The following is a 24735-nucleotide window of genomic DNA, read 5'->3' as shown; positions in this document are numbered from 1 at the left end:
ACTCACCGCACAGGTTCGAGGACGACATGACCCAAGCTTTGATATTCGATGCGTTACGCACGCCCCGTGGCAGAGGCAAGGCCGATGGCGCCCTGCACAGCGTCAAACCGGTGAATCTGCTGGCCGGTCTGCTGACCGCGCTGCAAGCGCGCACCGCGCTGGACACCAGTCAGGTCGATGACGTAGTGATCGGCTGCGTGACGCCGATTGGCGATCAAGGCTCGGACATCGCCAAAACCGCCGTGCAAGTGGCCGATTGGGACGTCAGCGTCGCGGGCGTGCAGATCAACCGTTTCTGCGCCTCGGGACTCGAAGCGGTCAACCTCGGCGCAATGAAAGTGCGTTCGGGCTTCGAAGACCTGGTGGTGGTCGGTGGTGTCGAGTCGATGTCGCGGGTGCCGATGGGCAGCGATGGCGGCGCCTGGGCACTGGACCCGCAGACCAACCTGCACAGCCACTTCACCCCGCAAGGGGTTGGCGCTGACCTGATCGCCACGCTGGAAGGCTTCAGTCGTCAGGACGTCGATGCCTACGCCTTACACTCGCAACAGAAGGCCGCGTGGGCCCGGGCTGACGGCTCGTTCAACAAGTCGCTGGTGCCGGTGCAGGACCAGAACGGCATCATCCTGCTCGATCATGATGAGTTCATTCGTGCCGAGTCGACTCTGGAAGGCTTGGGCAAGCTCAAGCCGAGTTTCGAAATGATCGGGCAGATGGGCTTCGACGCCACGGCGTTGCGGGTCTACAGCCATGTCGAGCGAATCAATCACGTGCACACACCGGGTAACAGTTCCGGGATCGTCGACGGTGCGGCGCTGATGCTGATCGGCTCAGAAGCGAAGGGACGGGCGCTGGGCTTGCAACCTCGGGCGCGCATCGTCGCCACGGCGGTCACCAGCACCGACCCGACCATCATGCTCACCGGCCCTGCGCCGGCGACGCGCAAGGCACTGGCCAAGGCCGGGTTGCGCGTTGAAGACATCGATCTGTTTGAGGTCAACGAAGCGTTCGCTTCGGTGGTGCTGAAGTTCATCAAGGACATGGCAGTCGACCCCGACAAGGTCAATGTCAACGGCGGCTCCATCGCCATGGGCCACCCGCTGGGCGCGACCGGTTGCGCGATCCTCGGTACCTTGCTCGATGAGCTGGAAGCGCGACGCCTGCGCTATGGCCTGGCGACGCTGTGCGTCGGCGGCGGCATGGGCATTGCGACCATCATCGAACGCCTCTGAGCCCGAATCCAAGGAACCTTGTTATGAGCGAAGCCATTCGTTACGAAAAAGGCCAGGACGCTATCGTCGTGCTGACCATCGACATGCCGGGCCAGAGCGCCAACACCATGAACGCTGTGTACCGCGAGGCCATGGCCGCTTGCGTTGCCCGTCTGGTGACTGAAAAAGACCAGATTGCCGGGGTCATCATCACCTCGGCGAAGAAAACCTTCTTTGCCGGCGGCGACCTTAAGGAGCTGATCAAGATCGGCAAGCCCGAAGCCAAAGCCTTCTACGACATGGTGCTGACCCTCAAAGCGCAGTTACGCACCCTGGAGACCCTTGGCAAACCGGTGGTCGCGGCGATCAACGGCGCGGCGTTGGGCGGCGGTTGGGAAATCTGCCTCGCCTGTCATCATCGCGTGGCGCTGGACGATGCATCGGTGCAGCTCGGTCTGCCGGAAGTGACTCTCGGCCTGTTGCCGGGCGGCGGCGGAGTGGTGCGCATGGTGCGCATGCTCGGGATCGAGAAAGCGCTGCCGTATTTGCTCGAAGGCAAGAAAGTACGTCCGCAACAGGCGTTGCAGGCGGGGTTGATTGATGAACTGGCGGCGGATCGCGATGAATTGCTGGCCAAGGCGCGCGCCTGGATCGTTGCCAATCCGACGGCAGTGCAGCGATGGGATGTGAAGGGTTATCAGATTCCGGGCGGCACGCCGTCGAATCCGAAAGTCGCGCAGATGCTGGCGATTGCGCCGTCGATTCTGCGCAGCAAGACCCAAGGGACAATGCCGGCGCCGGAGAAAATCCTCTGCGCGGCAGTCGAGGGCGCTCAGGTCGATTTCGACACCGCGCACCTGATCGAAACCCGTTACTTCACCGAACTGACCACCGGGCAGATCTCGAAAAACCTGATCGGCACGTTCTGGTTTCAACTCAATGAGATCAACGCCGGTGGTTCGCGGCCGCAGGGCTTTGCGCCTTATAAGACGCAAAAGGTCGGCGTGCTTGGCGCTGGGATGATGGGCGCGGGGATTGCGTTTGTCAGTGCTTCGTCGGGTATTGAAGTGGTGCTCAAGGACGTCAATCTGGCTGCCGCCGAAAAAGGCAAAGCACATTCTGCGGCGTTGCTGGACAAGAAAGTCGCTCGCGGACAGATGGATGCTGCGAAGCGTGATGAGGTGTTGGCGCGGATCAAGCCGTGCGAAAGTGATGCGGACCTCGCGGGATGCGATCTGATCATCGAAGCGGTGTTCGAAGATCGCGATCTCAAGGCTAGGGTTTCCTCTGCCGCCCAGCAAGTGGTTGGCGCCGAAGCCGTCATCGCTTCCAATACTTCGACGTTGCCTATCACCGGTCTGGCAAAGGCTGTGCCTGATCCTGGCAAATTCATCGGCCTGCATTTCTTCAGTCCGGTGGAAAAAATGCCGCTGGTGGAAATCATCAAAGGGGCACAGACCACCGATGAAACGCTTGCCCGAGGTTTTGATTTCGTCCTGCAAATCAAGAAAACCCCGATCGTCGTCAACGACAGTCGCGGCTTCTTTACTTCACGCGTCTTCGGCACCTTCACCAACGAAGGCATCGCCATGCTTGGCGAGGGCGTGAGTGCGCCGATGATCGAAACCGAGGCGCGCAAGGCCGGCATGCCGGTCGGGCCTCTGGCGATCTCCGACGAAGTTTCCCTCAGCCTGATGAGCCATATCCGTCAGCAAACTGCCAAGGACCTACAGGCAGAAGGGAAATCGCTGATTGAGCACCCGGCCTTCGCCGTGATTGACTTGCTGCTCAATGAATACAAGCGCCCGGGCAAAGCGGCGGGTGGCGGCTTTTACGATTATCCGGCCGGTGGACAGAAACATTTGTGGCCCGAACTGGAGGCGCGTTTCGAGCAGGTCGACGGGCAGATTTCGCCCAAAGACGTGCGTGATCGACTGTTGTTTGTGCAAGCCATCGAAACCGTGCGCTGCGTGGAAGAGGGCGTATTGACCTCGACGGCGGACGCCAATATCGGTTCGATCTTCGGCATCGGATTTGCGCCGTGGACCGGTGGCGCCTTGCAGTTCATCAACCAGTACGGGGTGAAGGATTTCGTCGCTCGCGCGCAGTATCTGGCCGAGCAGTATGGCGAGCGTTTCGCGCCGCCAGCGTTGCTGCTGGATAAAGCGGCAAAAGGTGAAATGTTCTAAGGGCAACGAGCATTCCGGGGCTTGCCTTGCCAGGGTGTTTCAAGGCAGGCTCTGGGGTGTTCATTATTCCCATCACGTGTCAGGTATTTTTTATGTCGCTACGCATCTGCATTCTGGAAACCGACATCCTGCGTCCAGAGCTGGTCGATCAATATCAGGGTTACGGGCAGATGTTCCAGCGCCTGTTCTCACAGCAACCGATTGCCGCCGAGTTCACCGTCTACAACGTGATGCAGGGCGAATACCCAAGCGACAACCAAACCTTCGACGCGTACCTGGTCACCGGCAGCAAGGCTGACTCGTTCGGTACTGATCCGTGGATCCAGACCCTCAAGGAATACCTGCTGACTCGTTACGAGCGTGGTGACAAACTGCTCGGCGTGTGCTTCGGCCATCAACTGCTGGCGCTGCTGCTCGGTGGCAAGAGCGAGCGCGCCACGCAAGGTTGGGGTGTTGGCACCCACAATTACAAACTGGCAGCCAAGGCGCCATGGATGAGCCCGGTACGCGAAGAGTTGACGCTGCTGATCAGCCACCAGGATCAGGTCACAGCGCTGCCGGAAAACGCGACGGTTATTGCATCCAGCGATTTCTGCCCGTTCGCGGCCTATCACATCAACGATCAGGTGCTGTGCTTCCAGGGGCATCCGGAATTTATCCACGATTATTCGCGGGCGCTGCTGGATCTGCGTCAGGAAGCGTTGGGTTCGCAGATCTACACCAAGGGCGTGGCCAGTCTTGAGCAGGAACACCATGGTGCGACGGTTGCGGAGTGGATGATGCGTTTTGTGGCGCATAAGCCAGAAACTGTCTAAGGCCAAAAAGCTTCGCGAGCAGTCTCGCTCCCACATTGGATGTTCGGTGCGCCATCGATCAGTGTGGGAGCGAGCCTGCTCGCGAATGTTCCAGACAACTCGGTCTGCGCTACAACCACCCGGACTTCTTGAAGCTCGCCCACAAACTCACACACCCCACCGCAATAAACCCCAGCACCCCGAAGTAACCGTAGTGCCAGCTCAACTCCGGCATGTTCTGGAAGTTCATCCCGTAAATCCCCGCCACCGCCGTCGGAAACGCCAGGATCGCCGCCCAGGCAGCAAACTTGCGCTGCACCACGCTTTGCCGTGAAGCCTCGAGCAACACACCGATCTCGATGGTCTGGCTGGCGATGTCGGCCAAAGTGCTCAGGTCTTCCATCTGCCGCGTTACGTGGATCTGCACATCGCGGAAGTACGGGCGCATGTTCTTGTCGATAAACGGGAAACTCAGTTTCTGCAGTTCCTCGCCAATCTCCACCATCGGCGCCGCGTAACGGCGCAGGCGCACGACATCGCGGCGCAAGCCATGCAGCTTCTGAATGTCGCGTTCGTTCAACGCGCTACACAACACGTTGCGTTCCAGTTCATCGATTTCGGCATGAATGGCTTCGCCCACCGGTTGGTAGTTCTCGATGACGAAATCCAGCAGCGCATAGAGTACGAAATCTTCTCCATGCTCCAGCAGCAGCGGACGCGCCTCACAACGTTGGCGGACATGCGCGTAGGACGCCGAGTGACCGTTACGCGCGGTGATGATGTAGCCCTTGCCGGCAAAGATGTGCGTCTCGATAAATTGCAGAACGCCGTTTTCGCGGATGGGCGAATAGGTGACGATAAACAAAGCGTCGCCAAAGGTTTCCAGCTTCGGTCGGCTATGTTTTTCCAGGGCATCTTCAATGGCCAGTTCGTGCAGGTTGAACTGACGTTGCAGATTGGAAAGCTCTTGAGCGTCCGGCTCTTCCAGGCCGATCCAGACAAAGTGACCGGTTTTCGCGGCCCAGGCAGCGCCTTCGTCGAGGGTAATATTGGTGACTTTCTTGCCTGCGCTGTACACCGCAGCAGCAACAACTCGACCCATGGTGGTGATTCACTTCTTCTTGGCAGGTGGCAGGGAATACACGGCTTCAGCTTAGCCGTGTCGTTGCTTGAGAGTCAGTGAAATCTGTACAGTTCACCGGGCAAAAGAAAACCCGCACAGGGCGGGTTATCTTTTCAGGCGGCTTGCAGTTGCCGATCCATCGACTCAATGCACTCGCGCATCTGTTCGCGGCACTGATTGATGAGCATGGGCATGTCATCCATGGTCAATCCGGCTGTAGGAATCGCCGGCAGCGAGCGTATGAGGATTTTCCCGCTACGCCAGCGATTCAGACGCATGTGCTTGATGTAACTGCTCACGCAAACCGGAACGATCGGTACACCGGCGGCAATCGCCATCTGGAACGCGCCTTTCTTGAAGGGCAGCAATTCTTCGCCGAGATTGCGCGTGCCTTCCGGAAACACCCAGATCGAGGTGTCTTCGTTCTGCAAGGTATTGGTGGTGGTCAGCATCGACTGACGTGCTTTGTGCGCATTGCCACGATCGATCAACACATTGCCGGCCCAGCCAGAACAGTTGTCCGAACAGTGGCACCCACTTGAGGCTCTTCTTGCCGATGCACACGGTACGGCGCGGCACGACGTTGCCGAAAACGAACAGGTCATAGTTGGACTGATGGTTGGCGATGATCACGCAGCTATCGGGTTTGTTCAGCAAACCGCTGACATCGGATTTCACTCGTAAACGCAAAATACACATCGCTGGTAGCGCATAGAGGCGGGCGCACAGACGGCTGTTGTCAGGATTGAACGGGCGGCAGATCCCGAGAATCACCCCGAGCACGCCGGCCAGAATAAAGTGCAGGCTCATCAATAACATACGAAACACGAACAGCATTTTCAGGCCCCACCGGGACAAAAGGTGGCGCAGTGTACGGATGTGCACTGTTTTCGGCAATTGCCACTATAGAGTCCGGAGATAGCCGATGTTTAAGCGCATGTTTCCGAATTGATGATCAGACCTGTCCTAGAGCTGTTGCAGACTTTTAAACCATATGTGCAAGTAAAAGCCCGACACGACGGTCGGGCTTTTCGTTCCGTTCTTGAATCCAGGCTTAACCCAGATGCTCCTGATCCTGGATGATCGCGCTATCCAGCGCTTCCAGCAGTGCCTTACGGACTTTCAACTTGGTGTTCTTGTGCGCGAGCATGTTGATCTTCTTCAGTTGGCGCGCAGCGGCGAGGGCGGCGCCTTGCAGCTCCTCGGCGGAAACCACCTTGTCGAGAAAACCGGCATCCACGGCGCTTTTCGGATCGAACATCTCGCCGTTGATTACCGAGCGGTGAAATGCCGAGCGACGCAGACGGTCACGCGCCAACTCGATACCAGCGTGGTGCATGGTCATACCGATCTGCACTTCGTTCAGGCCGATGCTGAACGGGCCATCAACACCGATGCGGTAATCGGCAGACAACAGAATAAACGCGCCCTTGGCCACGGCATGACCCGGGCAAGCTACGATCACCGGGAACGGGTGAGAGAGCAGACGACGGGCCAGCGTCGAACCGGCAGTCACCAACGCTACCGCTTCTTTAGGGCCGGCTGTCATCACCTTCAGGTCATAGCCGCCGGACAAAATCCCTGGCTGACCGGTGATGATCACGATGGCACGATCCGTTACCGCCTGATCCAGCGCCGCGTTGAATGCCACAATCACGTCCGGAGAAATGGCATTGACCTTGCCGTTGCTCAAGGTCAGGGTCGCGATACCGTCTTCGAGGTGGTAGGAAATCAACTCACTCATGACGCTATTCCTTGTAAGAAAGATCGGCAGACGTTACCCACCGTCGCAGGCCAGGTAAAGCGCCGTGACTGACTCGCCAGTCACCGTTTCCCGGCCCACCCAGCGTAACGAGGCATTGCGCTTCTATATAGAAGGGCCGCGCCCACCGAAGATTGGCCGGTTTGCCATGGCCCGTCGGTGGGCAAAATGGTTTTTTCTCTTAACCGCATGAAAATTCTGAAAAAAAGTTTGCCATCGCAAAAGCTTTCGACTACATTAGCGCGCCTCGACAGACAGAACATGTTTGAAGAGATACGGTGAAGTGTCCGAGTGGCTTAAGGAGCACGCCTGGAAAGTGTGTATACAGGAAACTGTATCGAGAGTTCGAATCTCTCCTTCACCGCCATATTCAGTACACAAAACCCCTGATTTCGAAAGAAGTCAGGGGTTTTGTGGTTTCTGGCGTCTGGATTTTATTGGCTGCGGCTTGAATTCCGCTTTGAGCTATTACAATCGCGGATTTATTCATCCATATAGGCACGACATTCCATGATTATTTCCACCACGCACGCAATTGAAGGTCGGCAGATCACCGCATACCTGGACATCGTCAGCGCCGAGTCGGTGCAGGGCGTCAATGTGATCCGTGACATGTTTGCCGGTATGCGCGATTTTTTCGGTGGGCGTTCGCAGACGCTGGAGCGGGCGTTGAAGGAGGCGCGTATTCAGGCGACTGAAGAGATCAGGGAGCGCGCGCGTGCTCTGCAAGCTGATGCGGTGGTCGGAGTGGATTTCGAAATCAGCATGCCCGGCGGCAAGGGCGGGATGGTTGTGGTGTTTGCGACGGGTACAGCGGTGAAGTTGCGCTGAGTTTGTTGGGCGGTGTGTGAGCCCATTCAGAGATTGAACGGGCTCAGTCTTTCTGTGTAATCAGCCTTGTGGCTTGAGGAGCGCGGTGCCTCTTTCGTCATAGGTCAGTGGTGTATCAATGGCGACCAGAGGGGGTGTATCAGTAGGTGGGTTGGGTTCGACTGGCTTGCTGGGATGGTAAATGACCCCTGGTTGCAGAACCGGTGTATCCGGATCTGGATACTTGATGGTGATTTCACCGGAAGCGATCTTTTCCTTGAGTTTTTCAGCGCCAGCCTTGCCGGCTGCGATCTGTTCGTCCGTGAGTTTTACGACAGGCATATTCGGGAATCCGTTGATTTGCATGTTCTCTCCTTGAGATTCATTTGTATGAAAAAGGGCAACGGCCTGTCTCTGCAATTCTTTAGCGGTGTAGGACCAATGGCACTACATCGCGTTGAGTTTTTGTAGGCCATTCGTCGGGCATCAGGAGATCTGAATAACAAGTCCAGGAATGACCAGCTAGTCTCAAAAACGTTGGAGGTCGATATTTTTTCAGGCGAATGGGTTTTTGCCGGTGTCGACCGGTGGCGAAGGGGCGATGGTATGACTGATCCGTATATCGAAGACGATGGCGCTGAATTTTCCTTCAATAACTGTGTACGGTGCGGTCAGACCGAGTACCAGTCAGGCTTTGGCGAGGACCGGGTGCAGACCGGCAAGATCAAATCCACAGCACCGAAAGGACCGAAGGCAAAATTTCTACCCAAGGTCAGCGCGCGATCCAGAAAATAATCTGTCACTGCATAACCCCGTCATTGAACGGGGTTTTTTATGCCTGATTGAGTGAGAGACATGTCCTACTCAGTTCGGCGGCAAATGCAGTGGGCTTTCACAAACTTTTCACGTCTACCGCGGTAGGGTGAAGCCATCCGTTAGAAAGCAAGTCTCCAGCCCGTCTCCCCAGCGGGCTTTTTTTTGCCTGTCATAAAACCTTTTGCAGAATCGCTGTCCAATCGGCGCCAAGTGCGCGAAGCCACTGATTTCGGCTGGACTTCTTCGTGGCGACAGCATTAAATCCCGGCCCTTTTTGTCATCCCAATTTTTGAGGTTTTCGTCATGCGTTTAACATTGCCTGCTCTGGTTCTCGGGCTTCTGGTTGCTCAAGGTGCAATGGCTGCTGGCGATGGTACTGCGGCGCTGGGCGGTGGTCTGGGTGGCGCGCTGGGTAATGTCGTCGGCCAGAAAATGGGCGGCAGCACTGGCGCGGCAATCGGTGCTGGCGTAGCAGGCGCGGCGGGCAGCGCAATGGCGGCACGCAAGGGTAGCCGGACCAAAGCGGCCATTGGCGGCGGTGTTGGTGCAGCCGGTGGTTCGGTGATCGGCAACAGCCTGGGCGGCAGAACCGGCGCCACGATTGGTGCAGGCCTGGGCGGCGCAGCTGGCGGCGCGGTGGGCAGCAACTTGTCCAAAGGTCACAAGCGTCACTGAGACTGATTGTTTGTCCGAAAAAGCCCGGCTTGATGTCTAATGCTGTTCACTTAAGCATTTGAATCCTCGCCGGGCTTCTTCGAAAATCCGATGTCAGATCTCTGGCATCGGATTTTTTTATGTCTGTTCAACAGGACTTGCTCGACCTCGGCGACCTTTTCAACTTCTGTGACTTGAGTACTTTCACTCAAAATATTCCCATCGAGTGGGTTGCGTCTGCGCTGGATCTGTCTAGCCAGGCCACTATCCGGCGGCGTCGCTTGCCTGCCGACCAAGTGCTCTGGCTGGTGCTCGGCATGGCATTGTTTCGCGACGAGCCCGTTCATGAGGTCGCCCGACGTTTGAACATCTGCGCCCAAGGTCTGGCTTCTGACCATCTGTTGGCCCGTAGCGGTGTGACCGAGGCCCGCAAGCGGCTGGGGGCCGACCCGGTTGAGTGGTTGTTTCGCAAAACGGGTACTCAATGGGGCGCGCAGCGCTATCCCGATGATGCCTGGCAGGATCTGCAAGTATTTGCAGTCGATGGTGCGCTTCTGCGCACGCCGGATACGCCGGAGTTGCGAGACCATTTCGGTTCTGGAAACACCTCGACCGACCGCCAGACTCCCTTTCCCATGCTGCGCCTGGTGGCGCTGATGAATGTGCGTTCACACCTGATCCTGGATGCACAGCTTAGCCCTTACCGACGCAGCGAAATGCGTCTGGCCGATGAGTTTTTGCAGCAGATCCCCGACCACTCCGTGACGCTGTTCGATAAGGGATTCTGGAGCGCCGATCTCATGCTCAGCCTGAGCGGCGACGGCAACCAGCGCCACTGACTGATTCCGGCAAAAAAGGGATTGGTTTGCGAGGAGATAGCCCGTTACAACCAGCACGACCGTTTGGTGCGTATGAAAGTGTCGCCGCAAGCCAGAAAGCGAAATCCGACTCTTCCCACACACTGGGAGGCGCGTGAAGTCAGTTATGAAATTCAAGGCAAAGTAAAAACAGTCATGACGTCGTTGCCGACCAAGATCTACAGCACCAAGTCTGTTGCCAAGCTTTATCAGGAGCGCTGGGAAATCGAATTGGGCTTCAGGGATATCAAAAGCTCAATGCAGCAAAACGCAATGACCTTGCGCAGCAAAAAGGTCGATCTGATCTACCAGGAAGTATGGGGGTTGTTGCTGGCTTACAACGTGATTCGTCGGGAGGCAAGTCAGGCAGCAGTGGCGTTTGGTCGAGCGCCGTCGGACGTCCGTTTCAAGCCGGTTTGCCAGTACATCGCCGTGCAGTTGATCGTGATGGCTGCGGCCAATCCTGTTTCAGCGACGGGTAGACGGTTGGCGGAACTTAGAAAAGGCGTTGGCGGGTTGTTTCTGGATCACCGCCCAAGGCCTTCGAGGCCAAGGACGGTGAAGAGCTCAAAAACCCGGTTTCCGGTGGACCGTAAGGCTGCTCCGCTTAAGTGAACAGCATTAGGCTTGATGTCGGGCTTTTTCATGGCTGAACGTTTTTCCCGTTTGCGTCTCCAATCTCACATAGGCCCATGTCTGGGCGGACTGTCCCGCTTCGGGAACTGTGAGGTTCATATGCGCTTGTCATTATCTGCACTGTTTTTCGGTTTGCTGGTAGCACAAGGGGCGATGGCCGCTGGTGATGGCACCGCCGCTGTGGGTGGCGGCCTGGGCGGCGCGCTCGGCAATGTGGTCGGTGGACAACTCGGTGGCAGTACTGGCGCGGCGGTAGGTGCGGGTGTTGGCGGCGCGGCCGGCAGTGCCGTCGGGGCGAATAAGCGTAATCGCACCGAAGCTGCCATTGGTGGTGGTCTCGGCGCGGCGGGTGGCTCGGTCGTCGGCAACAGCCTCGGCGGCTCAACGGGTTCGACCATTGGCGCAGGGTTGGGCGGCGCGGCGGGTGGTGCGGTCGGTAATAACCTCGGTGACGATGGTGGCTCTCATTCGGGCGGCGGTCATAAACACAAGAACAAACATAAAAACCGCCATCATTGATGGAGGTTTGAACAGAAACCCGGCTTTTTGCCGGGTTTTTTGTATTTGCTCGTCAGACACCGGAACGATTGGCCGTAGGGCTTTTCGAACTTCATACACTCCACCAGATGATGAGGTTTGCCATGACTCCCGAAACTGAAGGCAAGGAAGAGAAAGGTTCGAGTGGATTGCCGTTTATCAATGACCCGGGGAATGAGGATCCGGGGTCGTTGATGGATGATGCCACGGTGCCGTTGAATGATTCGGATGAGGCGGATATGGAGTATGAAGAGGATGAGGATGAGGATGAGCAGTGAACGCTTGTCTTCAAACCGAACCTAGTTATCTGAACCTGAATCTACTGGGCCTGTAATTTCAGGCCCTTATAGGTGTGCATGCTAGTCAGCCATACTTTCGTTTAACTTCCTTTCGATGTGATGTAGCCATACTTCGCCAGATGCCCATTCGTTCCAGTAACAGTAGTAGCAATGCAGTTCCTTTAACAGAAACGCCCGTAGGTCCATTTCGTTTAGCCTTCGGCTGAGTAAGGTTTGCAACTCGTTACGGACTAATAGTAATACTTCCTTGTCGGAGTTTCTCAAAAAATCGTCAATCACTTGATCAGATGTGTCGTGCTCCACCAGCCAGTCTTGATGAAAGTAGGCGCCAAAAAATCATGAGCCTCTGGAAAGTCACTTTTCATAGCTCTGGAAATCCCGTTAGTAAAAAATATCCCAAAGGTAGCGCAGGGTCTTTTTTCAAGACCAATAGTAATTTTGATGTTGAGTGAGAGTGCGTGAAGCCATTGAGCATGTTTGTAGATGGTTTTCACACTACAGGGCCTGTTTTCAGGCCCTATTGGAAGTAAGTGGTGATTTGGTAGTTTCCTTCGACTGGATGATGTTTTTTAAAAATCAATGATCGATCGTTTACCTCCGTTTTTTTAGTAAAAGCTTAACGTGATCTAGCCATTCGATCCCATTCGGCCATTCATGCCAGTAGCAGTAACAACATCCTATTTCTTTGAGTAAAAAACTCCGTAAGTCAGTTTCTGTAAGATTTAGCGCCAATAGGGTTTCAATTTCTTTTGCGACATCGAGCAATGTTACTTCCTCGGAGTCTGCTATGAACGACTTGATAATGTCGTCTGCCCGTGCTGACTCACACATCCAGTCTTCATGGAAATATGCGCCGAGGAATTGAAAGAGCTGGGGGTGATCATCATTTGTCATTTACGAATCCTGTCAAAATGAAATAGCCGAGAGGTGCTTTTGCCTCACGTTGGATTATCAGCCTAATGCTGAATAGCGGTTCCAGCTTCCCGCTCTGCCGAACAACACCTACGCCTGCCGGAGCAATTGTAGGTTCATTGATAACAAGTTTCTTTCCCTTACCTTTGAGAAAGCTGTCTATCTTGTTTTGATTGTTTTTGATCACGGCTGAAATAGAGGATTCGGCTTCAGTTCTAGTGAGAAATGTGGAGGCAATGGGTATGTTTGGCTCTGCTTTTAACCTATGTCTTAGCTGGGCCTCAGATCGTTCGACATGTTTTTCATAAACATGCCCTCCCCGAGAGTCGTTTGCCTTCAAACCACCTCCTGGAACTATCTCACTATAGGGTCCATCAGCTTGTATTGCTCCCGGACACGGAGTGCAAGTCAACCCCAACGGATCCACCCACCCCGTCGGATTCGGCACGTACTGGTACTGATTCAACCCACCGGCCAACTTGATCGGATCCGGCGTCAGATACCGTCCCAGCCGCGGGTCGTAGTACCGGTGCCGGTTGTAATGCAGGCCGCTTTCCCCGTCGAAATACTGCCCCTGAAAGCGCAGCGGCTGATTCAGGTAGTCGTCGCCGGCCAGGGTCAGCGTGGCGACTTTGCCGTAGGCGTCGTATTGCGCGGACCAGACGATGTCGCCGCTGTAGTCGGTGAGTTCCTGCGGGGTGCCGAGATGATCGAGTTGGTAGTAGAACGGGCAGGCCTTTTTCGGGCCTTTGCCGTCGAGCAGCGCGAGCGGGCGGAAGGTGCCGGGTTCGTAGACGTAGCTGCGGTATTCGTGTTCGCTGCTTTCGGCGACGAGGTGGTCGCCTTGCCAGAAGAATTCGGTGGTGGCGTCGCCGACGGTTTTGCGGATGCGTCGGCCGAAAGCGTCGTAGGCGTAAGTCGCGGTCTGGCCGTCGGGGCGGGTCAGGCCGATCAGGCGGTGCTGGCTGTCGTAGCGGTATGCAGTGACGAGGGTTTGCGCGCGGCCGCGGCGTTCGCGGATCAGGTTGCCGAAGGCGTCGTAGTCGTAATGGCGGTCGCCCTGCATGAGCAGGCGGTTGCCTTTGATTTGACTCGGGCCGGGGCGGTCCTGCATCAGCAGGTTGCCGGCCAGGTCGTGGGCGAAGGATTCCGGCAGTTCGTCGCGTGAGTGACGTACGCGGATGAGGCGGTCGAGGGCGTCGTAGCCGTAGGTGCGTTGGCCGTGGCGGCTGTCGGCGATGTGCGCGAGATTGCCGTTGGCGTTGTAGGCATAATCGCGGCGGTACAGCGCATCGCGTTGATGACCTACGGCGTGGGCGAGTAATCGTCCCTGATCGTCGTAGGTATATTCGCTGAGCAGCAGACCTTGCTGACGTTGCCTTTCGCGTCCGGACTGATAGACGTGACGGGTCAACGGCGTGCCGTTGAGGTCGATGTCGGTCAGCGCGCCGCCCTTGGCGTGGCGGTAATCGAGCACGCTGTTGTCCGGTAGACGCAGGCGCTTGAGCTGACCGCAGGCGTCGTAGCGGTAACGCAGAGTGCCCCAGCCCTGATGCTCGGTGATCAAGCGGTCCTGGCGGTCGTACTCGAAGGCGAGCGGATGGTTCTGGCCATCGTCGACGCTGACCAGTCGGCCGAGGCGATCGTATTGGTAGGTGACCTTGATCCCATCGGGCAGGGTTTTGACTAACAGCCGGCCAGCGGCATCGCGCTCATAAGCGGTGAGCAGACAAGAGCCGTCATCGCCGAACTCGGTTTTCTCCAGCAGATGGCCGTTGAGGTCATAGGCATACGCGGTACGCCGGCTATCAAAACCGCTTTCCTGGCGAATCAGCCCGGTCGGCGTGTAATCGAGCCGGTATTTTTCCCCCGATTCGTTTTCGATCTCGGTGAGCAATAACTGCGCATGGTCGTAGCGATACTGCACCTGCGTGCCGTCGGGGTTGATTCGCCGCGAAACCAGGTGCAGGTCGTCGTCATACTCATAACGGGTGATGCGCCCCAGTTCATCGCGCTCGGCAATGACCTGACCGTAGGCGCCGTAGCTGTAGGCGCGAGTGCTGCCGGTAGGAAAAGTCGTCTGAATCAGTCGGCCAACGGCGTCCCAATGCTGGCGGGTGACCGCACCGTGTTCGTCTGCGGTTGTGGTCCGGCGCCCCAGTGCATCGTAGGAAAAACGCCGCACGCCACCGTCGGGCAGGGTTTCCTCGGTCAACTGGCCGAGGTTGTTCCAGACCAAGCGATGGCGGCTGCTGTCCGGATAACGGATCGACAGCAACTGACCCCAGGTGTCGTAGTAGTAATGGGTGACCTGACCATCGGGGTCGACCGCTTCGGTGACATCGCCCTCGGCATTGCGCCGGTAGATCCACACCGCCTCGCCGCGCGAACGCCGATGCAAGAAACCGTTGCGATACTCGTAGGACGTGGGCGCCTCGTCCGGCGGAATCAGCGCGATCAGCCGTCCGACCTCGTCGTAGCGGTATTCGGTGACCGCCCCCAAGGCATCCTGCTCGGCGATCAACCGCCCCGATGAGTCATAGGCCTTGAGCTGCTCGCCACCATCCGCCGAGACTTTACGCACCAGCCGCGCACGCTCGTCGTGGACGTACGTTTCTTCGGTGCCATCGACGTAATGCACCGCGACACTGCCGTCGTCGTTCCAGACGTAGCGCGTGTCCATCTGCGAAAACGAGGCCCAATGCCTGACACAGCGAGAAGCCTTGCCCGAACGTTCCCACTCCCAGAAGAAACTCGCGCCCCCAGCCAGTTGCCGCTGCAGGATCACGTGAGCGTCGTCGTAGTCGTAACGCTCGCTGTCACCGACGGCATTGGTCGCTTCGATCAGATGCTGATAGGCGTCGTAGCGGTAACTGACCAGCGCCTGTTCGGTGCTCCAGGCACCGTCGCGAAACACTTGGTAATCCACACCAACCAACTGCGCGCGGTCATAGCGCAACAGCAGCGAACGCCCGGCGCCGTTATCCAGTCGCTGCACCCGGTCAGAGCGATCGCGCTGCACCGTCAGACGATTGCCATAGGCATCGCTGATCGCCGTCAGCCGTCCCGCGCGAAAGTGATAAAACCGCGCCGCGTCCCCGGCCAGCGCGAGAATCAGCTCTTCCGGTTCATCGCCCAGAAAAATCGCCGCCCGCGACAGGCTGTTGTGAATCGCCGGCCGTTCAATACTCGGCAACGGAAAACGGGTGCGGCGGTTTTCGTGATCGACCCAAACAACCTCATCAGCGAAAAATTCCAGCCGATGCGCCAGCGAATGGCTCCAGCCAAAACCCAACCCAACATCGATCTCAGCGGCACTGCTGCGATACAACCGCGTGAACTCAAACGGCAATACACCATCGAGCACAGCATCAGTCAGGGTCAGCAGTTCTTCACCGGTGACCATCGACACCGGGCAACCGTTGGTGCAGGTACGCGGCACACAATCGGCGCTGTCACCGTTGGGATTTTTCGCCTGATCCGGCGAGTCGTCATGCGGCTCATGTCGCTCGATCCGGCTCGAACCCCCAGGCTTGTCCCGCACAACAGGCGCCGGATTCGGCACCGTCAACACCACAGAATCGGCCTGACGAATGTTCAGCGGTATCGACGGTGTCGGTTTCAACTCAACGTCACGCACATTGAGCATCAGCGGCTTCAAAACGCTGGCATGCCGCGTCAAATCCGCGGAGGACGTCAGTTCGGCCAAGCGCAACGCAGAGGCCGCCAGCCATTCCCGAGCGCGAGGCGACTTGATCTTCGCCAGCACTTTGTTGCTCAAGCGCACCGGCACGCCGACGCCGCCCGACAACCCCATCAGCAGAAAACTGATCAGCAGTTCGACCCGCACCTCGGCTACCACTTCAGCTACATACTGCGGCGGCAGCATCTTCAGCCAACTGGTGAACGCGGCCAGATGAATGAACAGCAAAGGCTCGTCACTGAGGATCAGCAAGCCGTTGGCAATGGCATCGCTGGACGCTTGCAGTAGCGCTTCAAGTTCAGCCTCGCTGAGGTACTCAAGCAGTTTTTCACTGTTGGCCTGCAAGTCGGCGAGCAGGGCGAATACCTGTTTGATGTCATCCCAAACGCCGTTCAGGGCTTGCTCGAACCCGCGCCAGTCGGCCTGTTGCAACTGGCCGTAACGGTCAAGAAATCCGGCGCTGGAGAACTCCGTCCACTGGGGCTGAAATCCTGCCCACTCAGCGCGCAGCCAGCCTTCCAGGCCTGCAATGACACCTTCATAAGAGGCATACAGCGCACGCACATGGTCGGTGGACACATCGGGAAAGAAGGTGATGCGATAACGCTGGCCCCGATCGCAATCGGTCACCTGCAGAATGCCGCTGGGGCCGATGGTGTAATGCAGCGCTTCGCCGAAAGTCAGCACGCCGCCGACATCGGCAAGCACCGGTTCGAGCGTCACCGGCGTATCGCCGATCGGCACGAACCGCGCGGCCTCGAACATGTGCACCAGCGTCAACGTCCCGCTGGCCGGGCACATGACCACCGATGAACTGAGCGGCTGGCGCGACGTGATCGGCGCGCTGAGGCGCATGTCGTTGCCGACAGTGAACACCTGCTCGACCTCCAGCGCGGTGCCTGTCCAGAACTGCTCGGCCCAGGCGTCGTAGTGGTTCAGGCACAGGCGAAACTCGCCGATCAGGTTGTCAAAATCCGGCTCATCGGGATTCAAAGCAGCAACAACGAGCAGGCCGATGCTGTTGTTCAGGGCCAGCAGCCGATCGGTTGGAAGCATTCGCAGTCTCTCGCGCACATCAAAAAGGTGCGGGGACTTTGCGGGGGATCAATCAGGAAAGAAGTCGGGCGAGTAGGCAATACCTGTAGGATGTTTCGCTGAATTGTTGCGAGTCGTTCATCGCTGCGATGGACATTGCCGTTGCTCAATGTCCGTCGCGCTCGTTATGCTGCTGAACCCTTTAATCAGATCCGCGTAGTGGCGCCAACTGTGCCGCCCGGGATGTCTTTGTTAACGGATCCGATGATGAATGCACCGCTGAAGGCGTTCGGCCCGATCAAGGCCGTGATTTTCGATATGGACGGTTTGCTGCTGGACACCGAGGGCATTTACACCGAAGTCACCTCGTTGATTGCCGGGCGCTACGGGCGCACCTTCGACTGGAGCATCAAGCAGAACATCATTGGTCGCGGGGCCAACGATCTGGCGAACTACGTGGTGCAGGCGCTGGATCTGCCGATCACCGCCGAAGAGTTTCTGGTGATTCGCGAGCCGCTGATGCGCGAACGTTTTCCCACCGCACAAGCGATGCCGGGCGCAGAGGAATTGATTCGCCATCTCAAGGCGCACAACATCCCGATTGCTGTTGGCACCAGTTCCTCGCGTCAATCGTTCGGCCAGAAAACCACGCTGCACCGTGACTGGTTTGCGTTGTTCGACTTCATCGTCACGGCAGACGACCCGGAAGTCGGCGCGGCCAAACCGGCGCCGGATATCTTCCTGACCGCTGCCCGTCGTTTGGGTGTCGCGCCTGAAGATTGTCTGGTGTTCGAGGATTCGCCGTTTGGCGTGACCGCTGCGAAAGCCGCAGGCATGACCGCGATTGCGATCCCCGATGCTGCCATGGCCGATGAAAAGTACGCACACGCCGACGGGATTCTGCGCACACTGAAAGCGTTTACTCCGAGTGCTTGCGGCTTGCCGGCGCTGGAATGGGCGTAAGCATCTGACACAAAAAACGCCGCCCCTCTGTAACAAGAGGGGCGGCGTTTTTCGTTCAGGCGACCCGGAAAAATCAGGCGCCGAAACCACCGTCGATGGTCAGGCTGGCACCGGTGATGTAACCGGCTTCCGGGCCTGCCAGGTAGGCGACGAAACTGGCGATTTCTTCGGCTTTGCCGTAACGACCCACTGCCATCAACGGGATCAGGCTTTCGGCAAAGTCACCGTGCGCCGGGTTCATGTCGGTGTCGACCGGGCCGGGTTGCACGTTGTTGACGGTGATACCGCGTGGGCCGAGGTCGCGGGCCAGGCCTTTGGTCAGGCCGACCAGCGCTGATTTGCTCATCGCATACACACCGCCGCCGGCAAAGGGCATGCGGTCGGCGTTGGTGCTGCCGATGTTGATGATGCGCGCGCCTTCGCCCATGTGCTTGGCGGCTTCCTGCGAGGCGATGAAGACGCTGCGGATGTTGATCGCCACGGTCTGGTCGAAGTCTTCGAGTTTGAAATCTTCCAGTGGTGCGACGGCCAGCACGCCAGCGTTGTTGACCAGAATATCGACGCGGCCAAAGGCTTCGACGGTGGCGCTGACGGCGTGGCGAATGGCGGCGGCATCAGCGCTGTCAGCCTTGATCGCCAAGGCTTTGCCGCCGTTGGCGGTGATGCTGTTCTGCAATTCTTCGGCTTTGGCGGTGGAGCTGACGTAGGTGAAGGCTACTGCAGCGCCTTCAGCGGCCAGGCGTTTGACGATGGCTGCGCCGATACCACGGGAACCGCCTTGAATCAGAGCAACTTTACCGCTGAGGTGTTGAGTGGTCATGTTCGATCTCCAGTGTGATCAAGGCGGGAATGCCTTGGTATTGGTGCCGAGTATCGGCGTGGTATCGACAACTGTGTAGACCATGATTGCTATAGTCTGTGTAAACCAGAAGTTTATAGTGGCAATCATGGAAACCTTCAGCAGCATTGAATGCTTCGTGCGCAGCGCCGAAGTCGGCAGCTTTGCCGAGGCCGCGCGACGCTTGAGTCTGACCCCGGCAGCCGTCGGCAAAAGTGTGGCCAAACTCGAAGTGCGGCTCGGCGTGCGGCTGTTCCAGCGTAGTACACGCAGCCTGACGCTGACCGAGGCCGGGCAACTTTTCCTCGATCAGGTCAGTGGCAGTTTGACGACGATTCAAAATGCCGTGGCCAATCTGTCCAGTGTCGAAGGCCTGCCGGCGGGAACGCTGAAAGTCAGCATGGGCGCAGCATTTGGCTGTCTGCATATCGTGCCGATGCTCGGTGAGTTTCTACGACGATATCCCGCGATCAATCCGGACTGGCATTTCGATAATCGACAGGTTGATCTGATCGGGCAGGGCTTTGATGCGGCCATTGGTGGTGGTTTTGAACTGCCGCAAGGGGTGATCGCACGCAAGTTGAGCCCGGCGCACCGTATATTGGTGGCATCCAAAGATTATCTACAGGCCAACCCCAAGATCATCGATCCAGACGACCTCAGCCATCACGACGGCATTCTGATCCGCTCGCCGCAAACCGGACGCGTGCGTTCCTGGCAATTGACCGGACGTAATCCACAGAACTGTCAGCCGTTGATGCTCAAGGCGCGAATGACCATGAGTGATTCCGAGGCGGCTTGCAGGACAGCAGCACAAGGCTTGGGAATCGCGCTGGTGAGTATGCCGTTTGCGGTGGGCTATCTGCAGGCCGGGACATTGCAGCGGGTGTTGCCGGACTGGTTTGTTGATGATGGCAATATCTCGATCTATTACGCCGAACATAAATTGTTGCCTGGCAAGACTCGGGCGTTTGTGGATTTTGTGATTGAGCAGTTTGCGGAGCAGGGGTTGGCGCGACGGTTCAGTGCGATTTGAGTAAGGCATCAGATCGAGTTGTGGCCTTCGCGAGCAGGCTCGCTCCCACATTTGGAATGCGTTTCCCCTGTGGGAGCGAACCTGCTCGCGAATGGGTCGACTCGGTTTTTCGCTGATGACCTCAGCGGGCAAACCGCCCCGGCCAGCCAATGATGGTCTTCGGTCGCGGTGTCGCGTAAGTCCGCACTTTCGAGGTTGATAACTTCAGTCGAACCAGCGATTCCGCAATCGTCACCGCCGCCGTCACTCCATCCACCACTGGCACCCCGGTACGCCGACGAATCTGCTCATCCAGCCCGGCCATGCCGCCGCAACCCAGGCAGATCACCTCGGCTTTGTCCTGCGTCACCGCCAGTTCAGCCTGATGCACGATGGCTTCCAAGGCACGCTGCGGCTCGTGTTCCAGTTCCAGCACCGCCAAACCACTGGCCCGTACCGAAGCGCAGCGGTCCCACAGACCGGACAGTTTCAACCGATCCTCAATCAGCGGCACGGTGCGATCCAGCGTGGTCACCACCGAATACGCATGCCCCAAAAACATCGCCGTACTCGCTGCAGCATCGGTGATGTCCACCACCGGCACGTTGAGCAATTCCTGCAAACCTTCACGACCATGTTCGCCGTAACCGGCCTGAATCACCGCGTCGAACGGTTGATCGTAGGCCATCACCCGATCCATCACCGCGATGGCCGCCAGATAGCTTTCGAAGTTGCCTTCAATCGAGTCGGCACCGAAGTACGGCGTCAAACCGACGATTTCGGTACCGGGTGACGCAACAGTCTGCGCTGAACGGGCGATGGCCTCGGTGATGGACTCGGTGGTGTTGACGTTGACCACGAGAATACGCATGGGGAAATCCTTATAGCGGGCAGTTCTGCGGCCCGAAACCGGGCCGCGAGGGAGTTAATGGCAGACGTTGTCGACAGCGATCGATTCGCCGCTGATGTCGGCGTAGTGCGGTTGGCGTTTGGCGATGATCAGGTAAAGCATTCCGGCGATCCCGGCGCCGATCAGCCAGGAGAACGGCGAGACGCTGTGGAAACCGGGAACCAAGGCCAGGACGATCGCGATCAGCGCCGCAGGAATAAACGCCGCCACCGCACGGAAATTGACGCCGTGGCTGTAGTAATAAGCGCCGTTGGGATCTTCGCTGTAGAGCTGCGGGACGTTGATCCGGCCTTTGCGGATCAACCAGTAGTCAACCATGATCACCCCGTACAACGGGCCGAGCAGGGCGCCGAGACCGGACAGGAAGTACACGATCACCAGTGGGCTGTTGTAGAGATTCCACGGCAGGATCAACACAGCGATGGTCGCGCTGATCAGCCCGGCGCGGCGGAAGGTCAGGTACTTCGGCGCGAGGTTGCTGAGGACGAAGGCCGGGGCGACGAAGTTGGCCATGATGTTCACCGCCACGGTGACAATCAGGAATGCCAGGCAACCGAGCACCAGGAAGAAGGTGTTGGGAATCGAGGCGATGATCTCGGTCGGGCTTTCGATGATCCGGCCATTGATCTGAAATTGCGCGCCGCAGAGCAGGACAGTAATCGCAGCGAACACCAGAATATTCACCGGCAAACCCCAGAAGTTTCCTACCTTGATGGTCTTGCGGCACGGCGAGGAGCGGGCGAAGTCGCAGAAATTCAGAATCAACGTGCCGTAGATCGCCAGCCACAACGCGCCGCCGGCAAAGATGTTGCGCCACATCTCGCCACCGGTGAGCGGTTCGCGGATCGACCAGGCGATGGTCGCGTCGGCCTGGAAATACATCCAGGCGGCGAGGGCGGCAACGGTTAGCAGAATCACCGGCCCGGCAAACGCTTCGTAGCGGCGAACCATCTCCATGCCGTAGGCGAGGATCGCCAGTTGTACGAACCAGATCGCCACGAAGCAAATCCAACCCAGCGTCGACAGGCCAAGAATCGAATCGTGGTCGTATTCGGCAAAACCGGGATGCACCGCTGTGAGCAACACGCGGAACACCACCGAGGCGAGATACGTCTGAATCCCGAACCAGGCAATGGCGATAACCGCGCGGATCAGCGCAGGAATTTGCGCGCCATGGATGCCGAAACTGATCCGGCTGATCACCGGAAACGGTACCCCGGTTTTCTGCCCCATGTAACCGGACAGGTTCATGAAGAAATACACCAGCGCCGCACCAATCCCCAGCGACAGCAGAATCTGCCAGCCCCCCAGGCCCAGGGCGTACAGGCCAATGGCGAACGAGTAGTTGGCGATGTTGTGCACATCGTTGGTCCACAGGGCGAAGATGCTGTATTTGCCCCAGCGTCGACCTTCGGCCTTGGTTGGCGCCAGATCGCTGTTGTGCAGGCGGGGGCTCAGTTGCAGCGGCTCAATCAGGCCATCGTGCGGCGACGGTTGATCGAGAGCAGAGGCAGGCAGATTCAGCGCGATGTTATTGGAGAGACTTGTACGCATTCCGGCAGGCTCCTGATGTCCAAGGCTGCGATGACTGTGCATAAGCCGTGAGGCTCGACAAATCTTCGTCGCGGCCAGCAAACATCACTGGTTACGGGGCATCTGCAGCCTGTACGGGATAGGGCGCTTCAGGCTTGCGGATCGAAAGTGTTTATGTTTTGCAGTTTTGTATACAAAACATGTATGCACCTAAGCCAGATCTGTGCCAGTCGTTGATCTATGCGCAACCGTGCTCATTTCGGAAAGTTATCGATGAGCGCTAAGTGTCTGAAAATAATTGGTTAAAAATTGACCGGTTGAACAGGTATTTATTTTTGGCGCGGGAATTTCATCGCGGATTGGGGTGAGCGTTTTGCAGGCGGGATGTAACTTTTCAGGGCGCGGAAACAAAAAAGTGCACACATAAATGGCACCGATGGTGACATTCGTGTGTACACGTTTTTAGAGTCGCTAGTGACCTTTGTAGGAGTGAGCCTGCTCGCGATAGCGGTATATCAGGCAAAAAATTCATCGACTGAGACACCGTTATCGCGAGCAGGCTCACTCCTACAGGGGGAAATCAGCGCGACAGGGAGTTACGTCTTGCTGATGATGTTACCGGCATGCAGCCCGCACTCTTTCTGCGTCGCTTCTTCCCACCACCAGCGCCCCTCGCGCTCGTGCTGGTTCGGCAGCACCGGGCGGGTGCACGGTTCGCAGCCGATGCTGATAAAGCCGCGCTCATGCAGGCTGTTGTACGGCAGTTCGAGCATGCGGATGTAACCCCAGATCTCTTCGCTGGTCATCTGCGCCAGCGGGTTGAACTTGTACAGGGTGCGCTCAGGAGTGGAGAACGCAGTATCGATTTCCATCACCGCCACGGCACTGCGTGTACCCGGGCTCTGGTCGCGGCGCTGGCCGGTGGCCCAGGCTTTGACACCGGACAGTTTGCGGCGCAGCGGCTCGATCTTGCGGATGCCGCAGCATTCGCCGTGGCCGTCCTTGTAAAAACTGAACAGGCCTTTTTCCTTCACGAACGGTTCGAGTTTCGTGTAGTCCGGCGACACCAGTTCGATATCGATCTTGTAGTGCTCGCGCACTTGATCGATGAAGCGGTAGGTCTCTGGATGCAGACGGCCGGTGTCGAGGCTGAACACCTTGACGTTCTTGTTGAGCTTCCAGGCCATGTCCACCAGCACCACATCCTCGGCGCCGCTGAAAGATATCCACAGGTCATCGCCGAACTCGGCAAACGCGAGTTTGAGGATGTCTTGCGCGGATTTGTTGGCATAGGTCGTGGCGAGTTCCACGACGTCGAACGTTGCACTCATCAGGGCGGCTTCCTACAGGTCGGTGGCGCTGGGCGCTCTATATGGCGCTGATGGTAACAAAAAGCTGCACGACTCGGGGACGTGCTGTGCGTTGCGCGTCTGCATGTGAGTCGCTAGAGTTCGGCCTCGCTCGACTCAAATAATCAATACAAACGGGAGTGTCTTGTGGAAATTGCTTGCCTGGATCTTGAAGGGGTGTTGGTGCCGGAAATCTGGATCGCCTTCGCCGAAAAAACCGGAATCGAATCCCTCAAGGCCACGACCCGGGACATTCCCGATTACGACGTGCTGATGAAGCAGCGCCTGCGCATCCTTGATGAGCATGGCTTGAAGCTGTCGGACATTCAGGAAGTGATCGCCACGCTGAAGCCACTGGACGGCGCGGTGGAGTTCGTCAATTGGCTGCGCGAACGCTTTCAGGTAGTGATTCTGTCGGACACGTTTTACGAGTTTTCACAGCCGCTGATGCGCCAGTTGGGCTTCCCGACGTTGCTTTGCCATCGTCTGATTACTGACGAGACCGGGCGGGTGACCAGCTATCAACTGCGTCAGAAAGATCCCAAGCGTCAGTCGGTGCTGGCGTTCAAGAGCCTGTATTACCGGGTGATTGCGGCGGGGGATTCGTATAACGATACGACGATGCTGGGCGAGGCGGACGCGGGGATTCTGTTTCACGCGCCGGAGAATGTGATTCGCGAGTTTCCGCAGTTTCCGGCGGTGCATACCTTTGCCGAGTTGAAACAGGAATTCTTGAAGGCTTCTAATAGAGAGTTGAGTTTTTAGTCGTCTGGAAGGACGCCTTCGCGA

The 24735-nt window shown here is 57.6% G+C and carries 21 protein-coding genes, 1 tRNA gene and 2 pseudogenes; 13 read left to right on the top strand and 11 right to left on the bottom strand.

From position 1 onward, the window contains the following. The first annotated feature begins 26 nt into the window (after positions 1 to 26). The 3 genes from ACOYXE_RS13580 to ACOYXE_RS13570 all read left to right on the top strand — a co-directional run bounded on the left by ACOYXE_RS13580 (position 27) and on the right by ACOYXE_RS13570 (position 4215). Positions 27 to 1232 (top strand): acetyl-CoA C-acetyltransferase, encoded by a 1206-nt coding sequence (locus ACOYXE_RS13580; protein ID WP_460929621.1) that lies wholly within the window; start codon positions 27 to 29, stop codon positions 1230 to 1232. Positions 1233 to 1255: 23 nt separating this feature from the next. Continuing rightward, positions 1256 to 3400 carry a 3-hydroxyacyl-CoA dehydrogenase NAD-binding domain-containing protein gene (locus ACOYXE_RS13575; protein WP_160057019.1) on the top strand — a complete coding sequence of 715 codons (2145 nt, stop codon included), beginning with the start codon at positions 1256 to 1258 and terminating at the stop codon, positions 3398 to 3400. 92 nt (positions 3401 to 3492) lie between these two features. Then, positions 3493 to 4215 (top strand): amidotransferase, encoded by a 723-nt coding sequence (locus ACOYXE_RS13570; protein ID WP_160057021.1) that lies wholly within the window; start codon positions 3493 to 3495, stop codon positions 4213 to 4215. Positions 4216 to 4324: 109 nt separating this feature from the next. Here the strand turns inward: ACOYXE_RS13570 and ACOYXE_RS13565 are convergent, their stop codons facing one another. The 3 genes and pseudogenes from ACOYXE_RS13565 to ACOYXE_RS13555 all read right to left on the bottom strand — a co-directional run bounded on the left by ACOYXE_RS13565 (position 4325) and on the right by ACOYXE_RS13555 (position 7061). After that, a complete protein-coding gene (locus ACOYXE_RS13565) occupies positions 4325 to 5296 on the bottom strand; it encodes a magnesium and cobalt transport protein CorA (protein ID WP_134175048.1) in 972 nt (323 codons plus the stop codon). Between the two features lie 134 nt (positions 5297 to 5430). Continuing rightward, positions 5431 to 6154: pseudogene (locus ACOYXE_RS13560) on the bottom strand (lysophospholipid acyltransferase family protein). A gap of 217 nt (positions 6155 to 6371) precedes the next feature. Next, on the bottom strand, positions 6372 to 7061 hold the full coding sequence (locus tag ACOYXE_RS13555) for a crotonase/enoyl-CoA hydratase family protein (protein WP_405122032.1): 690 nt from the start codon (positions 7059 to 7061) through the stop codon (positions 6372 to 6374). Positions 7062 to 7356: 295 nt separating this feature from the next. On the opposite strand from ACOYXE_RS13555, the gene ACOYXE_RS13550 reads away from it, so the two are divergent. Beyond that, positions 7357 to 7446: transfer RNA gene (locus ACOYXE_RS13550), tRNA-Ser, on the top strand. Positions 7447 to 7589: 143 nt separating this feature from the next. Further along, complete coding sequence (locus tag ACOYXE_RS13545) at positions 7590 to 7910, top strand: YbjQ family protein (RefSeq protein ID WP_016985528.1); 321 nt, start codon at positions 7590 to 7592, stop codon at positions 7908 to 7910. A 60-nt stretch (positions 7911 to 7970) separates the two neighbouring features. Here ACOYXE_RS13545 and ACOYXE_RS13540 read toward each other — a convergent pair whose 3' ends face one another. Continuing rightward, positions 7971 to 8255 carry a hypothetical protein gene (locus ACOYXE_RS13540; protein WP_460929617.1) on the bottom strand — a complete coding sequence of 95 codons (285 nt, stop codon included), beginning with the start codon at positions 8253 to 8255 and terminating at the stop codon, positions 7971 to 7973. A gap of 240 nt (positions 8256 to 8495) precedes the next feature. Here ACOYXE_RS13540 and ACOYXE_RS13535 point away from each other — a divergent pair, with 240 nt between their 5' ends. The 5 genes and pseudogenes from ACOYXE_RS13535 (at position 8496) to ACOYXE_RS13515 (ending at position 11667) form a co-directional block, all read left to right on the top strand. Next, positions 8496 to 8684 (top strand): hypothetical protein, encoded by a 189-nt coding sequence (locus tag ACOYXE_RS13535; RefSeq protein ID WP_095050941.1) that lies wholly within the window; start codon positions 8496 to 8498, stop codon positions 8682 to 8684. A gap of 324 nt (positions 8685 to 9008) precedes the next feature. Next, positions 9009 to 9380 carry a glycine zipper domain-containing protein gene (locus tag ACOYXE_RS13530; RefSeq protein ID WP_016983669.1) on the top strand — a complete coding sequence of 124 codons (372 nt, stop codon included), beginning with the start codon at positions 9009 to 9011 and terminating at the stop codon, positions 9378 to 9380. Between the two features lie 119 nt (positions 9381 to 9499). Further along, a pseudogene (locus ACOYXE_RS13525) lies at positions 9500 to 10831 on the top strand (IS4 family transposase). Between the two features lie 120 nt (positions 10832 to 10951). Continuing rightward, positions 10952 to 11371, top strand: a complete 420-nt coding sequence (locus ACOYXE_RS13520) for a YMGG-like glycine zipper-containing protein (protein ID WP_007914081.1) — start codon at positions 10952 to 10954, stop codon at positions 11369 to 11371. Between the two features lie 122 nt (positions 11372 to 11493). Next, positions 11494 to 11667, top strand: a complete 174-nt coding sequence (locus tag ACOYXE_RS13515) for a hypothetical protein (RefSeq protein WP_174244440.1) — start codon at positions 11494 to 11496, stop codon at positions 11665 to 11667. 81 nt (positions 11668 to 11748) lie between these two features. Here the strand turns inward: ACOYXE_RS13515 and ACOYXE_RS13510 are convergent, their stop codons facing one another. The 3 genes from ACOYXE_RS13510 to ACOYXE_RS13500 form a co-directional block, all read right to left on the bottom strand. Next, complete coding sequence (locus ACOYXE_RS13510; RefSeq protein ID WP_238785296.1) at positions 11749 to 11967, bottom strand: hypothetical protein; 219 nt, start codon at positions 11965 to 11967, stop codon at positions 11749 to 11751. A gap of 312 nt (positions 11968 to 12279) precedes the next feature. After that, positions 12280 to 12519, bottom strand: coding sequence for a contact-dependent growth inhibition system immunity protein (locus tag ACOYXE_RS13505; RefSeq protein ID WP_238785308.1), 240 nt, complete (start codon positions 12517 to 12519; stop codon positions 12280 to 12282). 52 nt (positions 12520 to 12571) lie between these two features. Beyond that, on the bottom strand, positions 12572 to 17359 hold the full coding sequence (locus ACOYXE_RS13500; protein ID WP_460929613.1) for an RHS repeat-associated core domain-containing protein: 4788 nt from the start codon (positions 17357 to 17359) through the stop codon (positions 12572 to 12574). A 246-nt stretch (positions 17360 to 17605) separates the two neighbouring features. On the opposite strand from ACOYXE_RS13500, the gene ACOYXE_RS13495 reads away from it, so the two are divergent. Continuing rightward, a complete protein-coding gene (locus ACOYXE_RS13495; RefSeq protein WP_034152892.1) occupies positions 17606 to 18301 on the top strand; it encodes an HAD-IA family hydrolase in 696 nt (231 codons plus the stop codon). A gap of 73 nt (positions 18302 to 18374) precedes the next feature. Here the strand turns inward: ACOYXE_RS13495 and ACOYXE_RS13490 are convergent, their stop codons facing one another. Then, complete coding sequence (locus tag ACOYXE_RS13490) at positions 18375 to 19121, bottom strand: 3-oxoacyl-ACP reductase family protein (protein WP_053116857.1); 747 nt, start codon at positions 19119 to 19121, stop codon at positions 18375 to 18377. A 127-nt stretch (positions 19122 to 19248) separates the two neighbouring features. Between ACOYXE_RS13490 and ACOYXE_RS13485 the strand changes: the two genes are divergently transcribed. Further along, complete coding sequence (locus ACOYXE_RS13485; protein WP_405122030.1) at positions 19249 to 20175, top strand: LysR family transcriptional regulator; 927 nt, start codon at positions 19249 to 19251, stop codon at positions 20173 to 20175. Between the two features lie 121 nt (positions 20176 to 20296). On the opposite strand, the gene ACOYXE_RS13480 is transcribed toward ACOYXE_RS13485, so the two are convergent. The 3 genes from ACOYXE_RS13480 to ACOYXE_RS13470 all read right to left on the bottom strand — a co-directional run bounded on the left by ACOYXE_RS13480 (position 20297) and on the right by ACOYXE_RS13470 (position 23928). Continuing rightward, on the bottom strand, positions 20297 to 21025 hold the full coding sequence (locus ACOYXE_RS13480) for an aspartate/glutamate racemase family protein (RefSeq protein ID WP_405122029.1): 729 nt from the start codon (positions 21023 to 21025) through the stop codon (positions 20297 to 20299). Between the two features lie 54 nt (positions 21026 to 21079). Continuing rightward, positions 21080 to 22618 carry an NCS1 family nucleobase:cation symporter-1 gene (locus ACOYXE_RS13475; protein WP_405122028.1) on the bottom strand — a complete coding sequence of 513 codons (1539 nt, stop codon included), beginning with the start codon at positions 22616 to 22618 and terminating at the stop codon, positions 21080 to 21082. Between the two features lie 575 nt (positions 22619 to 23193). Further along, positions 23194 to 23928 carry a phosphoadenylyl-sulfate reductase gene (locus ACOYXE_RS13470; RefSeq protein ID WP_160057037.1) on the bottom strand — a complete coding sequence of 245 codons (735 nt, stop codon included), beginning with the start codon at positions 23926 to 23928 and terminating at the stop codon, positions 23194 to 23196. A gap of 165 nt (positions 23929 to 24093) precedes the next feature. Between ACOYXE_RS13470 and thrH the strand changes: the two genes are divergently transcribed. Then, the gene (thrH, locus tag ACOYXE_RS13465; RefSeq protein ID WP_160057039.1) at positions 24094 to 24711 is read left to right on the top strand and encodes a bifunctional phosphoserine phosphatase/homoserine phosphotransferase ThrH; all 618 of its coding nucleotides are present in this window, start codon (positions 24094 to 24096) and stop codon (positions 24709 to 24711) included. The last annotated feature ends 24 nt before the right edge of the window (positions 24712 to 24735 follow it).

This window comes from Pseudomonas sp. MC6, assembly GCF_054790575.1.
This window is presented reverse-complemented; position numbering and strand designations above follow the sequence as displayed.

Coding starts and splice junctions, on each gene's coding strand:
- ACOYXE_RS13580 (WP_460929621.1), top strand. CDS start 27: ATGACCCAAGCTTTGATATTCGATGCGTTACGCACGCCCCGTGGCAGA.
- ACOYXE_RS13575 (WP_160057019.1), top strand. CDS start 1,256: ATGAGCGAAGCCATTCGTTACGAAAAAGGCCAGGACGCTATCGTCGTG.
- ACOYXE_RS13570 (WP_160057021.1), top strand. CDS start 3,493: ATGTCGCTACGCATCTGCATTCTGGAAACCGACATCCTGCGTCCAGAG.
- ACOYXE_RS13565 (WP_134175048.1), bottom strand. CDS start 5,296: ATGGGTCGAGTTGTTGCTGCTGCGGTGTACAGCGCAGGCAAGAAAGTC.
- ACOYXE_RS13555 (WP_405122032.1), bottom strand. CDS start 7,061: ATGAGTGAGTTGATTTCCTACCACCTCGAAGACGGTATCGCGACCCTG.
- ACOYXE_RS13545 (WP_016985528.1), top strand. CDS start 7,590: ATGATTATTTCCACCACGCACGCAATTGAAGGTCGGCAGATCACCGCA.
- ACOYXE_RS13540 (WP_460929617.1), bottom strand. CDS start 8,255: ATGCAAATCAACGGATTCCCGAATATGCCTGTCGTAAAACTCACGGAC.
- ACOYXE_RS13535 (WP_095050941.1), top strand. CDS start 8,496: ATGACTGATCCGTATATCGAAGACGATGGCGCTGAATTTTCCTTCAAT.
- ACOYXE_RS13530 (WP_016983669.1), top strand. CDS start 9,009: ATGCGTTTAACATTGCCTGCTCTGGTTCTCGGGCTTCTGGTTGCTCAA.
- ACOYXE_RS13520 (WP_007914081.1), top strand. CDS start 10,952: ATGCGCTTGTCATTATCTGCACTGTTTTTCGGTTTGCTGGTAGCACAA.
- ACOYXE_RS13515 (WP_174244440.1), top strand. CDS start 11,494: ATGACTCCCGAAACTGAAGGCAAGGAAGAGAAAGGTTCGAGTGGATTG.
- ACOYXE_RS13505 (WP_238785308.1), bottom strand. CDS start 12,519: ATGTGTGAGTCAGCACGGGCAGACGACATTATCAAGTCGTTCATAGCA.
- ACOYXE_RS13500 (WP_460929613.1), bottom strand. CDS start 17,359: ATGCTTCCAACCGATCGGCTGCTGGCCCTGAACAACAGCATCGGCCTG.
- ACOYXE_RS13495 (WP_034152892.1), top strand. CDS start 17,606: ATGAATGCACCGCTGAAGGCGTTCGGCCCGATCAAGGCCGTGATTTTC.
- ACOYXE_RS13490 (WP_053116857.1), bottom strand. CDS start 19,121: ATGACCACTCAACACCTCAGCGGTAAAGTTGCTCTGATTCAAGGCGGT.
- ACOYXE_RS13485 (WP_405122030.1), top strand. CDS start 19,249: ATGGAAACCTTCAGCAGCATTGAATGCTTCGTGCGCAGCGCCGAAGTC.
- ACOYXE_RS13480 (WP_405122029.1), bottom strand. CDS start 21,025: ATGCGTATTCTCGTGGTCAACGTCAACACCACCGAGTCCATCACCGAG.
- ACOYXE_RS13475 (WP_405122028.1), bottom strand. CDS start 22,618: ATGCGTACAAGTCTCTCCAATAACATCGCGCTGAATCTGCCTGCCTCT.
- ACOYXE_RS13470 (WP_160057037.1), bottom strand. CDS start 23,928: ATGAGTGCAACGTTCGACGTCGTGGAACTCGCCACGACCTATGCCAAC.